Source organism: Winogradskyella tangerina, assembly GCF_003260205.1.
In the GTDB taxonomy this organism is placed as follows: Bacteria; Bacteroidota; Bacteroidia; order Flavobacteriales; family Flavobacteriaceae; genus Winogradskyella; species Winogradskyella tangerina.
In genome coordinates, this window is record NZ_QERF01000001.1 from 269,170 (window position 1) to 283,778 (window position 14,609).

At 38.3% G+C, this 14,609-nt stretch carries 13 protein-coding genes; 12 read left to right on the forward strand and 1 reads right to left on the reverse strand.

The features are described from left to right. Positions 1–3: 3 nt before the first annotated feature. The 12 genes from DDY94_RS01230 to argH all read left to right on the forward strand — a co-directional run bounded on the left by DDY94_RS01230 (position 4) and on the right by argH (position 13,059). Positions 4–924 (forward strand): homoserine kinase, encoded by a 921-nt coding sequence (locus tag DDY94_RS01230; RefSeq protein ID WP_111682201.1) that lies wholly within the window; start codon positions 4–6, stop codon positions 922–924. Further along, positions 921–2,216: a threonine synthase gene (thrC, locus tag DDY94_RS01235; RefSeq protein ID WP_111682202.1), complete on the forward strand. Its 1,296-nt coding sequence runs from the start codon at positions 921–923 to the stop codon at positions 2,214–2,216. The genes DDY94_RS01230 and thrC overlap by 4 nt, the downstream gene beginning before the upstream one ends. A 10-nt stretch (positions 2,217–2,226) precedes the next feature. Continuing rightward, complete coding sequence (locus tag DDY94_RS01240) at positions 2,227–3,813, forward strand: NADP-dependent glyceraldehyde-3-phosphate dehydrogenase (RefSeq protein WP_111682203.1); 1,587 nt, start codon at positions 2,227–2,229, stop codon at positions 3,811–3,813. Positions 3,814–4,128: 315 nt separating this feature from the next. Then, a complete protein-coding gene (locus tag DDY94_RS01245; RefSeq protein WP_111682204.1) occupies positions 4,129–4,752 on the forward strand; it encodes a GNAT family N-acetyltransferase in 624 nt (207 codons plus the stop codon). After that, positions 4,749–5,933: an argininosuccinate synthase gene (locus DDY94_RS01250; protein WP_111682205.1), complete on the forward strand. Its 1,185-nt coding sequence runs from the start codon at positions 4,749–4,751 to the stop codon at positions 5,931–5,933. The genes DDY94_RS01245 and DDY94_RS01250 overlap by 4 nt, the downstream gene beginning before the upstream one ends. Then, the gene (gene argC / locus DDY94_RS01255; protein ID WP_111682206.1) at positions 5,930–6,907 is read left to right on the forward strand and encodes an N-acetyl-gamma-glutamyl-phosphate reductase; all 978 of its coding nucleotides are present in this window, start codon (positions 5,930–5,932) and stop codon (positions 6,905–6,907) included. Before DDY94_RS01250 ends, argC begins: the two co-directional genes overlap by 4 nt. 14 nt (positions 6,908–6,921) lie before the next feature. Beyond that, positions 6,922–7,722, forward strand: a complete 801-nt coding sequence (gene proC, locus DDY94_RS01260; protein WP_111682207.1) for a pyrroline-5-carboxylate reductase — start codon at positions 6,922–6,924, stop codon at positions 7,720–7,722. Beyond that, complete coding sequence (locus DDY94_RS01265; RefSeq protein ID WP_111682208.1) at positions 7,719–8,846, forward strand: aspartate aminotransferase family protein; 1,128 nt, start codon at positions 7,719–7,721, stop codon at positions 8,844–8,846. The genes proC and DDY94_RS01265 overlap by 4 nt, the downstream gene beginning before the upstream one ends. Before the next feature lies 1 nt (position 8,847). After that, the gene (locus tag DDY94_RS01270) at positions 8,848–9,789 is read left to right on the forward strand and encodes an N-acetylornithine carbamoyltransferase (RefSeq protein WP_111682209.1); all 942 of its coding nucleotides are present in this window, start codon (positions 8,848–8,850) and stop codon (positions 9,787–9,789) included. 27 nt (positions 9,790–9,816) lie between these two features. After that, on the forward strand, positions 9,817–10,593 hold the full coding sequence (gene argB, locus DDY94_RS01275; protein ID WP_111682210.1) for an acetylglutamate kinase: 777 nt from the start codon (positions 9,817–9,819) through the stop codon (positions 10,591–10,593). Continuing rightward, positions 10,590–11,651 (forward strand): M20 family metallo-hydrolase, encoded by a 1,062-nt coding sequence (locus DDY94_RS01280; RefSeq protein ID WP_111682211.1) that lies wholly within the window; start codon positions 10,590–10,592, stop codon positions 11,649–11,651. Before argB ends, DDY94_RS01280 begins: the two co-directional genes overlap by 4 nt. A gap of 133 nt (positions 11,652–11,784) precedes the next feature. Next, positions 11,785–13,059 carry an argininosuccinate lyase gene (argH, locus tag DDY94_RS01285; protein ID WP_111682212.1) on the forward strand — a complete coding sequence of 425 codons (1,275 nt, stop codon included), beginning with the start codon at positions 11,785–11,787 and terminating at the stop codon, positions 13,057–13,059. An 82-nt stretch (positions 13,060–13,141) separates the two neighbouring features. Here the strand turns inward: argH and DDY94_RS01290 are convergent, their stop codons facing one another. Next, complete coding sequence (locus DDY94_RS01290) at positions 13,142–14,608, reverse strand: glutamate synthase subunit beta (protein ID WP_111682213.1); 1,467 nt, start codon at positions 14,606–14,608, stop codon at positions 13,142–13,144. Position 14,609: the final 1 nt, after the last annotated feature.

Genomic DNA, 14,609 nt, shown 5'->3' on the forward strand with positions numbered 1-14,609 from the left:
CGTATGAACCAGATCAAAGTATTTGCACCTGCAACTGTTGCCAATGTTTCTTGTGGTTATGACGCCATGGGTTTTGCCTTAAGCGAACTTGGTGACGAGATGGTTTTTACGAAAACGAGCGATCAAGAGGTTAGAATTATTGATATTCAGGGTGCCGATCTGCCTTATGATGCAGACAAAAATGTTGTTGGTGTAGTAGCACAATTAATGCTAAAGGAGAGCAATTCAGAATTTGGCCTGGATATCAAAATCCGTAAAAATTTCAAACCAGGAAGCGGATTAGGAAGTAGCGCAGCAAGTGCAGCCGGAACAGCCTATGCCGTGAATCAGCTTTTAGACCTGAAATATGACCATCTTCAACTGACCAAATTTGCAATGCAAGGTGAAGTTGCTGCTTGTGGCTCGGCTATAGCCGATAATGTGGCTGCTTGTATTTATGGCGGATTTGTTCTCGTTCGAAGTTATGACCCACTGGATATAGTCTCAATTCCCACACCTTCAGAATTGGTAGCAACAGTAATTCATCCTCAGATAGAGATCAAAACTGAAGATGCTCGTAAAGTTGTACCCCAAGATATCCCCGTAAAAACTGCCATAGCACAGTGGGCTAATGTTGGAGGATTGATCAGTGGACTGCATGCTTCTGATTTTGAATTGATTGGTCGTTCGCTTCATGATTATGTCGCCGAACCAACACGAAAAAAATTAATTCCACATTTTGATAAAGTGAAAACAGCTGCAACAAATGCAGGTGCTTTAGGAGTAGGAATTTCAGGATCTGGACCATCAATATTTGCATTGAGCAAAGGCATGTTTGCTGCCAAACAAGTTGCTGAAGCAATGAATGGAGTTTATGAAAATACAGGCATTGATTATGCCATCTATGTTTCAAACATCAGTAAATCTGGAGCAAGAGAATTATGAAGTATTTCAGTTTGAACCATAACGCCCCAGACGTATCCTTTCAGGAAGCTGTTGTAAGAGGGCTTGCGCCAGATAAAGGTTTATATTTCCCAAAAGAAATCAATAAACTGCCAGATTCATTTTTTAATGATATTGAATCTTTAGATAATGTTAGCATAGCTTATGAAGCCATCAAGCAATTTGTCGGTGATGAAATCCCAGAAACTGATCTAAAAGCGATATTGACCGATGTTCTAAACTTCGATTTTCCAGTAGTAGAAATTGATGATAACATTGCCTCTTTAGAGTTATATCACGGACCTACAATGGCCTTCAAAGATGTTGGTGCTCGATTTATGGCACGATGTCTCGGATATTTCAATAAACAAAATAACACCAAACAAGATGTTACGGTTTTAGTAGCAACCTCTGGTGATACAGGTGGTGCTGTTGCCAGTGGATTTTTAGGCGTTGACGGTGTTGAAGTCGTAATTCTGTATCCAAGTGGCAAGGTTAGCGATATTCAGGAAAGACAATTAACAACGCTAGGTCAAAACATTACAGCCTTTGAAGTTGAAGGCGTTTTTGATGATTGCCAAGATATGGTTAAGCGTGCTTTTTTAGATGAAGATTTTAAAGGAAAACGCAGCTTAACATCGGCTAATTCTATCAATATAGCCCGATGGTTGCCACAAATGTTCTATTACTTTTTTGCCTACAAAGTCTTGAAACACAAAAATGAAAAGTTAGTCTTTTCAGTACCGAGTGGTAATTACGGAAATATTTGTGCTGGTATGATGGCCCAAAAACTTGGGTTGCCCATTGAGCATTTTATCACCGGGACCAATGCCAATGCGGTGGTTCCTGAATATTTAGAAACCGGTAATTATACTACAAAGTCTTCTGTTCAAACAATTTCAAATGCAATGGATGTTGGCGCGCCGAGTAACTTTATCCGAATTGAAGAATTGCACCATCATAGTTTTGAAAAACTGAAAGCTAATTTATCGGGGTATAGCTATTCAGATTCTGAAACCTTAGATGCTATTAATCATTTGAAGGAGAAATACAACTATGTGGCTGATCCTCATGGTGCTATAGGTTATATGGCATTAAAGGATTATCTTAACAAAAAAATTGCTCAAGGTGTGTTTTTAGAAACGGCACATCCCATTAAGTTTTTGCCTGTAATGCCGAAGGCTATTGCAGACGAAATGTCTATTCCACCTCAAATTGAAGCGATTTTACATCTTGAAAAGAAACGCATTTTAATATCAAATTACGAGCAATTAAAGCAACAATTACTCAATTAAAATATTCATTATGACCTCTAATCCAATCCCTCCACAGTTTCAAATTAAAGAATTGACACACCAATCCACCTATTTGCTCGATGGCGAATTGATTGAATGGGATGGTGTAACTTCAGAAGTCTATTCTACAATTTCTTCAACAGAAGAATACCAACCAACCTTACTAGGTACCATTCCAACCTTAACTGAAAAAGAAGCACTACTAGCACTCGATGCAGCCTATAATGCTTATGATAAAGGTCAAGGGCTTTGGCCGACAATGAAGGTTGCAGATCGCGTGGCATGCATGGAAACCTTTGTAGAACAGATGAAAACCAAGCGCGAAGAAGTCGTAAAATTACTTATGTGGGAGATAGGAAAGAACCTAGCCGACTCACAGAAGGAATTTGATCGAACTGTAGATTATATCTACGACACCATAGAAGATTACAAACAACTCGATCGCAATAGCGCTAAGTTTCATAAAGATAGTGGTGTTCATGCACATATTAGACGTGGTCCACTTGGAGTTGTACTGTGCTTAGGGCCGTATAATTATCCATTAAATGAAACCTTTGCACTACTCATTCCGGCGCTAATGATGGGGAATACTACCATTTTTAAACCAGCCAAATTTGGAGTTTTATTGCTTTCGCCATTGCTTGAAGCTTTTCAAAACAGCTTCCCTAAAGGTGTTGTAAATATTATTTATGGTCGTGGTAGAACCGTGGCCACGCCGATTATGCAAGATGGACGTGTAGACGTATTAGCTCTTATTGGCAACAGTAAATCCGCAAACGCCCTGCAGGAACAACATCCAAAAAGTAACCGTCTAAGAATGGTACTTGGGCTAGAAGCTAAAAATCCAGCTATTGTTTTGAAAGATGCTGATCTCGATCTCGCCATCAGTGAGTGCATCGCTGGAACTACCTCGTTTAACGGACAGCGTTGCACAGCCTTGAAAGTTATTTATGTTCATGAGGATATTGTTGAAGAATTCAACAAGCGTTTCTCTGAGGCTGTCGATGCCTTAAAGTTTGGTAATCCATGGGAAGATGGTGCAAAACTTACACCATTACCAGAACCAGATAAACCAGCTTACATTCAAGAATTGATCGATGATGCTAAAGCTAAGGGAGCTCAGATTATTAATGCTAAAGGTGGTGAAACGACAGATAACTATATTTTTCCTGCTGTACTTTATCCGGTTACCAAGGATATGCGCGTTTATGAAGAAGAGCAATTTGGGCCGGTAATTCCGGTGATATCGTTTACAGATATTGAACAACCTCTAGATGACATGGCCGAATCTAACTACGGTCAACAGGTAAGTCTCTTCGGAAAAGATACTAATACATTAGCGCCATTGATCGATACACTTGTGAATTTGGTTTGTCGTGTAAACCTTAATAGCTCTTGTCAACGTGGCCCAGATGTTTATCCATTTACAGGTCGAAAAGATTCAGCAGTAGCTACCTTGAGTGTACATGATGCTTTGCGATCATTCTCCATTAGAACTTTCGTCGCATCCAAAGACAATGCTTATAACAATGCCATTTTAAAGGACTTACTCGATTCGAAGGCATCAAACTTTGTAAGCACCGACTATATTTTATAGCAAAACGTTTAGATATTCATAAAATAGCGAAAGTTATTTTATGAATATCATAATTATTTTCAATTAACTCATTAAAAGGTAGTCAGTTAAAAATATATTTCTACATTTATACCAACATTTAAACGAAACAAGCATTTTGATCGCTTTAACCTTCATACTAATTTTAACGACTGTTGTTACCATTAATAACCGCAGAAGGTTACGTCCCGCTTTTCGTCGCCCGTAAGGGTATACTTCTATTTTAGGAACTTAGGTGAGTCCGGTTCCGTTTTCAAAATAAATTCAAACACATTTTAAATTAAAAACACAATTACAATGAAAATTGTTATTGCTGATAAATCACATACGGTTTACGCAGATATTATTTGTAAAACCATTGAAGACGCCGCACAAGTTAGAGGGACAGGGATTGCAAAGCGCCAACCTGAATACATCATTTCCAAAATGGAAAATGGCAACGCTGTTATTGCTCTTGAAGGTGAAAAATTTGCAGGCTTTTGCTATATCGAAGCCTGGAGTCATGGGAAGTTTGTAGCGAATTCAGGATTGATTGTTCATCCTGATTTTAGAAATCAAGGACTAGCCAAGAAAATTAAGAAGGTCATTTTTGAACACTCCAGAACCAAGTTTCCAAACTCGAAAGTATTCAGTATAACTACAGGTTTAGCCGTGATGAAAATGAACAGTGAGCTAGGCTACAAACCTGTCACCTTCTCTGAGCTTACCGATGATCAATCTTTCTGGAAAGGCTGTCAAACCTGTAAAAACTATGATGTGTTGCAACGAACTGAACAAAAAATGTGTTTGTGCACAGGAATGCTTTACGATCCGGCGAAGCAGAACTCAGAAAAACCATCGAAACATAATTACGATAAAAAAGTATGGACCAGATTGAAAAACATCAAACAATCAAGGTTCCTAAAAAAAGATAAAAAATGAAAAAATTAGTTATCGCCTATAGTGGAGGACTAGACACATCATACTGTGCTGTTAGCTTAAGTAAGGCAGGCTACGATGTGCATGCCGTAAGTGTAAACACTGGTGGATTCACAGATGAAGAAATTAAAACTATTGAAGCCAACGCCTATAAAATGGGTGTGAAAACTTACAAAAACATTGATGCAGTGGCTAGCTATTACAACAAAGTAATAAAGTATTTGATCTACGGCAATGTCCTTAAAAACAATACATATCCGTTGTCGGTTAGTGCGGAGCGAATCATACAAGCCATTGAGATTATTCAATATGCTAAAGGTATCAATGCAAAATACATTGCACATGGCAGTACAGGCGCAGGTAATGATCAGGTGCGATTCGATATGATCTTTCAAACCTTAGCTCCAGAAATTGAAATTATTACACCAATACGAGACAACAAACTGACGAGGCAAGAAGAAATTGATTATCTCAAATCGAACGGAATCGATTTATCATGGGACAAAGCAAAATATTCAATAAATAAAGGGCTTTGGGGCACTAGCGTCGGCGGAGATGAAACTTTAACATCTGAAAAACCTCTTCCAGATTCAGCCTATCCATCGCAGCTTGAAAAAACAAGTGAACAAAAGATCGTACTCAATTTCAATAAGGGTGAACTTGTTGCAGTCAATGGGAAGATCGATCAACCCCAGAATTGTATACAGACGCTTAATGATTTAGCTTCAAAATTCGCTATTGGAAGAGACATTCATGTTGGTGATACTATAGTCGGAATCAAAGGCCGTGTCGGTTTCGAGGCCGCAGCTGCTTTAATTACGATCAAAGCACATCATTTGCTTGAGAAGCACACTTTAACCAAATGGCAATTACAACACAAGGATTATTTATCGAGTTTCTATGGCATGCACTTGCACGAAGGTCAGTATTTAGATCCTGTGATGAGAGATATGGAAGCCTTTCTTGAAAACAGTCAGTCTAAAGTAACTGGAAGCGTGTTTGTTACTTTAAAACCTTACCACTTTTCGTTAGATGGCGCCTCATCTTCAAACGATTTGATGAATGCCAAATTTGGAAGTTATGGTGAAGAAAGCAAGGGTTGGACTGCCGAAGAAGCCAAGGGATTTATTAAGATCAATGGTAACCAAAATAGAATTTATCAACAAGTAAACTCGGAGTTATGATCAAGGCAGGAATTATAGGAGGCGCAGGCTATACAGCGGGTGAGTTGATACGATTATTGCTCAATCACCAACAGGTGAATGTCGATTTTATTTTCAGTACTTCGAATGCTGGTAATAAGGTGTTTAACGTTCATCAAGATCTTATTGGCAATACTGAATTAGAATTTACAAATCAAATCAATCCAGAGGTCGATGTCTTGTTCTTATGTTTAGGACATGGCAATTCAAAGGCATTTTTAGAACAGAATAGCTTTTCCGTAAATACGAAAATCATCGATCTTAGTAATGACTTTAGATTGAAAGCTGATAAACAATTTCAAGATAAAAACTTTGTTTACGGCCTACCGGAATTGCAGAAAACCAATATTCAAGATGCTGAGTATATTGCTAATCCAGGATGTTTTGCAACAGCTATTCAGTTGGCGCTATTACCATTAGCGCATGCAAATTTGATTACGGATGATGTTCATGTAAACGCGGTCACCGGAGCAACAGGCGCCGGACAATCATTATCGAAAACAACCCATTTTACATGGCGGGATAATAATTTCTCTTATTACAAACCATTCACACACCAACATTTAGGAGAGATCAATCAGACCGTTGAAGAACTTCAAAGCAATTTTAATTCTGAAATCTTCTTTATGCCTAATCGCGGTAATTTTTCAAGAGGAATTTTCGCTACTGTTTATACCAATTTTGAAGGTAACATTTCGAAAGCTAAGTCTTTATATGAAAACTATTATAAGGATGCGGCGTTTACGTTCGTTTCAGATGAATCCATTCACTTAAAGCAAGTGGTGAATACCAACAAATGCCTTATTCATTTGCATCAACACAAGAACAAATTATTAATAACCAGCATCATAGACAATCTATTAAAAGGTGCCTCTGGGCAAGCCATTCAGAATATGAATCTCATGTTTGGATTTGATGAAACCCAAGGATTAAATCTCAAAGCAAACTTTTTTTAAAAACTAGAAATAAAATGAAAATTGCAATAATCGGAACAGGAAACCTAGGAAAGTCCATAGCAAAAGGACTCATAACGACCAATGCTATCACTACCTTATTTCTAACTAAAAGAAATCTTAGTGACATTCAAGAATTTGAAGGTTATAACAACGTTTATCTCACCTCAGATAATATCGAAGCCGTTAAAAACTCTGACATTTTGATCTTTGCTGTGCAACCTGCACATTTCGAAAAAATACTTCAAGACGTTAAACCATATCTCACTGATAACCATGTTTTGATTTCAACTATTACAGGTTTCACTATTCCAAATATCGAAGCACAGGTTGGTGCAAATAATTTTATCATCAGAGCCATGCCAAATACAGCCATCGCTGTAGGTAAATCCATGACTTGTTTATGTAGTAATGATAACGGTAAAAAACGTATAAAAGTTGCTGAGGCTATTTTCAATAGACTTGGACATACGTTGGCAATTCCAGAATCCCAAATGCAAGCTGCAACAGTAGTTTGCGCCAGCGGAATAGCTTTTTGGATGCGATTGATCAGAGCAACAACACAAGCTGCAATTCAATTAGGATTTGATGCCAAGGAAGCCCAAGAATTGGCAATGTATACCAGCGAAGGAGCTGCTAATTTATTGATCACAACAGGGAACCATCCTGAAGAAGAAATCGATAAAGTAACCACACCAATGGGTTGCACCATAGAAGGATTAAACGAAATGGAACACAAAGGATTGAGTTCATCCTTAATCCAAGGGATGGTCGCCTCCTTCAAAAAAATCAACACTATAAAAGAGGAACAAATATGAGTTTGTTTGAGGTATATCCATTATACGACGTTACGCCCATAAAGGCTGAGGATGTTTTTGTTTATGATAATGAAGGCAACAAATATCTCGATCTGTATGGCGGGCATGCAGTGATTTCCATCGGGCATTCGCATCCAGATTATGTCGCTGCAATTACCAGCCAGGTTGAAAAGTTAGGATTCTATAGCAATTCCATAAAGAATCCATTACAAAGTCAATTGGCCGATAGATTAGCTAAGATTTCAGGTTGTACAGATTATCAATTGTTCATGTGTAATTCTGGGGCAGAAGCAAATGAAAATGCCCTAAAACTGGCATCATTTCACAATGGTAAGTCTAAAGTTTTGGCATTCAAAAATTCATTTCATGGCAGAACTTCAGCAGCAGTTGCTGCGACAGATAATTCAAAGATCGTCGCACCAATTAACGCACAGCAAATTGTGGACTTTGTGGAGTTAGGTGATCTCGAAACCGTAGAATTTATCTTAAAACAAAACGAAACGTGTGCGGTTATCATTGAATGTATTCAGGGTGTTGGTGGATTAGATCAGAGCTCAACTGCTTTTTATCAAGGGTTGCAAGCCTTATGTAAAAGCTACAATACCGCATTGATCGCTGATGAAGTGCAGTCGGGTTTTGGCAGAACAGGTGATTTTTTTGCCTTTCAAAAGCATGGTTTAAAACCCGATATTATTTCAATTGCTAAAGGTATGGGCAATGGATTCCCAGTTGGTGGAATATTGATCCATCCGTCAATTGAAGCTTCATTTGGGATGCTAGGGACTACTTTCGGAGGTAATCACCTGGCATGTGCTGCAACATTGTCGGTTTTAGATGTTATTGCAAAGGAAAATCTGATGACTAACGCGACTTATATTTCAGAATATGTTTTTGAAAAAGCCAGGGAATTACCAAAATTAAAATCACTAAAAGGAAGAGGATTAATGTTAGGATTGGAGTTCGATTTTCCTATTTCTGAATTACGAAAGCAACTCATCTTCAAGCATCACATTTTTACAGGAAGTGCCAAAAACCCGAATTTAATTAGGATTCTTCCACCATTAACAGTTCAAAAGGAACATATTGATCAGCTCTTCGACGCTTTAAAAATTGAACTTAGTTAAAATGAAAAATTACACATCCATAAACGACATTCCGGACCTTTCAATATTGATTAAGGAGGCCATCGCATTAAAGAAAAATCCTTTTCAATTTGAATCATTAGGAAAACACAAAACCTTGGTAATGCTCTTTTTCAACTCGAGTTTAAGAACACGTCTAAGCACCGAAAAAGCTGCTCAAAATTTAGGAATGAAAACCATGGTTTTGAACATCAATAACGCATGGAACTTAGAGTTTGACGACGGAACAGTAATGAATTTAAACACTTCAGAACATATAAAAGAGGCTGCGAGAGTCATTTCACAATACGCCGATCTCATCGCTGTACGTGCCTTCCCTGAACTGATCGATAAAGTCAAAGACGAGTATGAAATTATCATCAATGGTTTCAAAACCTATGCGACAGTGCCGATCATTAGCATGGAGAGTTCAACCGCTCATCCTTTGCAAGCGTTGGCGGATGCCATTACCATCACAGAATTGTCATCAAAACAAAAACCAAAGGTGGTCTTATCTTGGGCGCCACACCCAAAAGCACTGCCGCACGCGGTTGCCAATTCATTCGTAAAAATGATACAACAATTAGATGTTGATTTTGAAATAACGCATCCTGAAGGCTATGAGCTTAATCCAAAAATTACCAAAGGTGTCACTATCAATTACGATCAGAATGAAGCATTGAGAAAGGCAGATTTTGTTTATGTGAAAAACTGGAGTAATTATAAAGACTATGGAAAAGTGACGAATGAAGACCCGAATTGGATGATCACTAAGTCTAAATTAGATCAGGCAAAATTTATGCATTGTTTACCTGTCAGGCGAAATGTGGTCGTTGAAGATGCCGTTTTAGATAGTGATCAATCCGTGGTTATTGAACAAGCTAATAACCGAACATTTGCGGCTCAGATCATAATGAAAAAATTATTGGAAAATTTAAATGAATAGCGTCGTACTGAATGACGAAAGTAAAATATGAAACCTTTAAAAATCATAAAAATAGGCGGGAATATAATTGACAACCAAAAAGCCTTAGCTAGTTTTTTGAAACAGTTTGCGCAATTAGATGGCCCAAAAGTGTTGGTGCACGGTGGTGGGAAATTAGCCTCAAAATTGGCGGCTCAAATGAATGTTCCAGTTAAGATGCATGAAGGCCGAAGAATCACTGATGTCAAAACCCTTGACATCATTACTATGGTCTATGCCGGTAAAATAAACAAATCTATAGTTGCTCAATTACAAGCCCACAATTGCAATGCCATTGGTTTTTCAGGTGCTGACGGAAATACAATAACCTCAGAGAAAAGACCGATTAAAACGGTCGATTTTGGGTTTGTTGGCGATATCAAATCCGTGAATACTAATATTCTAGAAACACTCTTAAAAGAACAAATTACACCTGTATTTTGTGCCATAACTCATAATTCGAGCGGACAACTACTCAATACCAATGCTGATACTATAGCCTCAGAATTGGCCATTGGATTTGCAAAATCCTATGAGACAGAACTCTATTATTGCTTTGAAAAAAATGGCGTTTTACAAGATGTTTCAGATGACGATTCGGTTATTGAATTAATAACTTCTGAAGCGTATCAAACCTTATTATCCGAAGGAATAATAGCTGATGGTATGCTTCCTAAACTCACTAATTGTTTTCACGCAATAGAAAACCAAGTAAGCAAAGTTTGCATCGGTAAACCAGAGATGCTATTTCAATCAAATACCAGTTTTACAACCATTCAAAAATGAAAAAGAAACTCACAACAGAAGCCATAGAGTTATTAAAACAACTCATAGAAACCCCTTCGTTTTCTTCCGAAGAAAATGAGACGGCGTCCCTTATCGAACAATGGTTTATATCACATAAGATCCCTTTCAAACGTGAAAAAAATAATATTTGGGCTATCAATAAACACTTCAATAAAAACAAGCAAACCTTACTTTTAAATTCGCATCACGATACGGTAAAACCAAACAATGGTTACACTAAAGATCCTTTTAAAGCGATAGTGGAAGATGGAAAGTTATACGGTTTGGGCAGCAATGATGCAGGTGGTTGTTTGGTATCACTTTTGGCAACATTCACTTATTTCTATAAAAAGAAAAACCTCAGCTACAATTTAGTCATTGTGGCCTCTGCCGAGGAAGAAAGCAGTGGTCCTAATGGACTCAACTCAATGTTACCGATCATTCCAAAAATTGATGTGGCAATTGTTGGAGAACCAACCTTGATGGATTTAGCGATAGCCGAAAAAGGCTTGGTTGTTTTTGATGCAAAGGTGAAGGGTACTGCCAGTCATGCTGCACACCCTAACGATGACAATGCGATTTATAATACGGTTGATGTTCTTAAATGGTTTCAGGAATTTAAGTTTGAGAAAAAATCACCTGTTCTCGGAGACGTTAAAATGACCGTAACGCAAATTAATGCCGGAAAGCAGCACAATGCAGTACCTTCAGAGGTTGATTTGGTTATCGATGTTCGTGTGAATGACAAATACAGTAACGAAGAAATTGCCAAGATTCTTGAAAAGAAATCGCCTTGTTCGAGTATTACACCACGAAGTTTGCGCCTCAATTCGTCGTCCATTCCAGTGCATCATGATTTAGTTAAAGCAGGTGTTGAACTTGGTAGGGCGACCTATGGTTCGCCGACTTTGTCAGATCAGGCTGCTTTAAGTTGCCCCTCTTTAAAGTTGGGGCCTGGTGACAGCAGGCGTTCGCATACTGCTGATGAATTTATTTACCTTAAAGAAATTGAAGAAGGCGTTGATATTTATATAAAATTATTAGAATTGGTATTGTAGGAACCTCTAGATACAATTCTGATAAAATCAGAATCACTCGAAGTGACGAAACATTAAAATAGATTCCTGCCTGGGCAGGAATGACAGAAAAATTTGAAAATCGCCATTAAGGCAACTACAAAAACAACAAATTATGAAACTCTGGGATAAAGGCTATGCGATCGATAAAAAAATAGAAGCATTTACCGTTGGAAACGACCGCGAAATTGATTTGCACATTGCTAAATACGATGTACAGGCATCTTTAGCACATGCCGTAATGTTAGAAGCTATTGGCATAATTACTTCGGAAGAGTTATCTCAACTTAAAACGGGGTTGAATTCAATTGCAACCTCTATTGAAGAAGGCGTTTTCACTATTGACGACACTTTTGAAGATGTGCATTCAAAGATCGAATTCGAACTTACCAAAACCCTCGGTGATGTGGGTAAAAAGATTCATACAGCACGTTCTAGAAATGATCAGGTTTTAGTGGCCTTACATCTCTATTACAAAGATCATTTGAAGCAAATCAAAACTAAGGCCCATACCTTTTTCGAAACACTGCTTTCCTTAGCTGAAACCCACAAAGACCAGCTGCTACCTGGATATACGCATTTACAAGTGGCTATGCCATCGTCATTTGGGTTATGGTTTTCAGCTTATGCGGAATTATTGATTGATGATGTTCACCTCCTAAATGCCGTTTCAAAAATTGTAGATCAAAACCCTCTAGGCTCTGCCGCAGGTTATGGTAGTTCTTTTCCTATCGACAGACAAATAACCACCGAAGAACTCCAATTTTCAACATTGAAGTACAATGTCGTTGCCGCACAATTGAGTCGTGGTAAAAATGAAAGAACGATCGCTAGTGCATTGGGTGCTTTATCCAATACCATGGCGCGATTTGCTATGGACATTTGCATATATATGAGTCAGAACTTTAGATTTATCAGTTTCCCAGACGAGCTTACAACGGGCAGTAGCATTATGCCACACAAGAAAAATCCTGATGTATTTGAACTGATTAGAGGTAAGTGTAATAAAATCCAAGCGCTTCATACTGAAATGCTTCTCATTACAAATAATTTACCAAGTGGATATCACAGAGATTTTCAGTTACTGAAGGAAAATATGATCAATGCTTTTGAAGACATCAGTGATATTCTTGATATTTTCAACTTTGCCATTCAGCAGATCATTGTGAAGGATATTGATCTTAACGATGAAAAATATAAATATCTTTTTACAGTAGATAGCATCAATAATTTGGTGGTTGCAGGTATGAGCTTCAGAGAGGCCTATCAAAACATTGGAGATCAAGTTCAGAATAACACCTATCAACCAGATTTGGGTAAAAAACATACCCATATTGGGAGTATGGGGAATTTATGTTTGGAAGAGATTAGAGCTAAGTTTCCGAAATAAAAAAAGCACCCTCATGGGTGCTCTTTCGCCAACTAGTATTCATAGCCCTAACCCTAATTAACAAAACACTAGTAGTAATTTTTTAGGCTCTTGGCAGATCATTGGTATCTTTCAAAGGTAAATCAGATTCACCCATTAAGTAAGCATCCACATGATGTGCCGCTTGGCGTCCTTCCGAAATAGCCCAGACGATTAAGGATTGTCCTCTTCGCATATCACCTGCTGCGAAAATACCAGGCACGTTAGTGGCATAATCTTTTGTGGTCGCTTGGATATTTGTTCTGAAATCCATTTCAACTCCAAATTGATCGGCTAATGTTTTTTCAGATCCTGTGAAGCCCAAGGCTAATAGTGCCAAATCACATTTCCACTCCTTTTCGGTGCCTTCAATTTCTTTTAGCTGTGGGCGTTCGCCTTCTTTGAATATCCACTCAACTTCTACTGTTTTTAAACCCTTCAAGTTACCATTACCATCACCCAAAAATTCTTTAGTCGAAATACTAAAAAAGCGCTCCACACCTTCCTTATGCGATGAACTTGTACGCAGTTTCATTGGCCAATATGGCCATGGTTGATGCGCTGGTCGACCTTCGGTGGGTTTATTCAAAATTTCGAAATTTGTTATTGAAGCCGCACCATGACGATTAGAGGTCCCGATGCAATCACTTCCGGTATCGCCTCCACCAATGACAATTACGTGCTTATCTTTTGCTGAAATCACATCTTCAAAATTTACTAATCCATCTACATATTGGTTGTTCAACTTTAAAAAATCCATCGCTTGGGTAACGCCTTTTAACTCAGCCCCAGGTATTGGAATATGTCTTCTTACTGTTGCACCTCCACAAAGAACTATAGCATCAAATTCGTCTTTTAGCTGATTGGCGTCGACGTTTTCTCCAACATGGGTATTAGTTTTAAATATAATGCCTTCCTCCTCCAAAACTTTTATACGACGGTCGATGATGTGCTTTTCCATCTTGAAATCCGGAATTCCATAACGCAATAGACCGCCAACCTTCGCATCGCGTTCAAAAATAGTTACGGTATGCCCGGCTCTATTTAATTGCTGCGCTGCGGCTAAACCTGCAGGTCCAGATCCAATGACGGCAACTGATTTACCTGTTCTAACATTAGGAAGTTGTGGTGTAATCCATCCTTCTTTAAAAGCCGTTTCTACGATATTTTTCTCAATATTTTCGATAGTGACTGGATCTTCGTTGATCCCTAACACACAGGCTTCCTCACAAGGCGCTGGGCATAATCGCCCTGTAAACTCTGGGAAATTATTGGTTTTATGCAGAATCTCTGCGGCTTCTTTCCATTTACCCTTGTATACTTTGTCATTAAAATCAGGAATCAAATTCCCTAATGGGCAACCACTATGACAAAACGGAATTCCGCAATCCATGCAGCGCGCGCCCTGATCTTTTAGTTCTTCTTCCTCAAGCGGAATAGTGAACTCTTTATAGTTCTTAATGCGCTTTTTTGGCGCAACATATTGCTCGTTTTGTCGCTCAAATTCTAAAAATCCTGTAATCTTTCCCATG

Bases quoted from the DNA above. Each gene is read 5' to 3' on its own strand.
- DDY94_RS01230 (WP_111682201.1), top strand. From the start codon at position 4: ATGAACCAGATCAAAGTATTTGCACCTGCAACTGTTGCCAATGTTTCT.
- thrC (WP_111682202.1), top strand. From the start codon at position 921: ATGAAGTATTTCAGTTTGAACCATAACGCCCCAGACGTATCCTTTCAG.
- DDY94_RS01240 (WP_111682203.1), top strand. From the start codon at position 2,227: ATGACCTCTAATCCAATCCCTCCACAGTTTCAAATTAAAGAATTGACA.
- DDY94_RS01245 (WP_111682204.1), top strand. From the start codon at position 4,129: ATGAAAATTGTTATTGCTGATAAATCACATACGGTTTACGCAGATATT.
- DDY94_RS01250 (WP_111682205.1), top strand. From the start codon at position 4,749: ATGAAAAAATTAGTTATCGCCTATAGTGGAGGACTAGACACATCATAC.
- argC (WP_111682206.1), top strand. From the start codon at position 5,930: ATGATCAAGGCAGGAATTATAGGAGGCGCAGGCTATACAGCGGGTGAG.
- proC (WP_111682207.1), top strand. From the start codon at position 6,922: ATGAAAATTGCAATAATCGGAACAGGAAACCTAGGAAAGTCCATAGCA.
- DDY94_RS01265 (WP_111682208.1), top strand. From the start codon at position 7,719: ATGAGTTTGTTTGAGGTATATCCATTATACGACGTTACGCCCATAAAG.
- DDY94_RS01270 (WP_111682209.1), top strand. From the start codon at position 8,848: ATGAAAAATTACACATCCATAAACGACATTCCGGACCTTTCAATATTG.
- argB (WP_111682210.1), top strand. From the start codon at position 9,817: ATGAAACCTTTAAAAATCATAAAAATAGGCGGGAATATAATTGACAAC.
- DDY94_RS01280 (WP_111682211.1), top strand. From the start codon at position 10,590: ATGAAAAAGAAACTCACAACAGAAGCCATAGAGTTATTAAAACAACTC.
- argH (WP_111682212.1), top strand. From the start codon at position 11,785: ATGAAACTCTGGGATAAAGGCTATGCGATCGATAAAAAAATAGAAGCA.
- DDY94_RS01290 (WP_111682213.1), bottom strand. From the start codon at position 14,608: ATGGGAAAGATTACAGGATTTTTAGAATTTGAGCGACAAAACGAGCAA.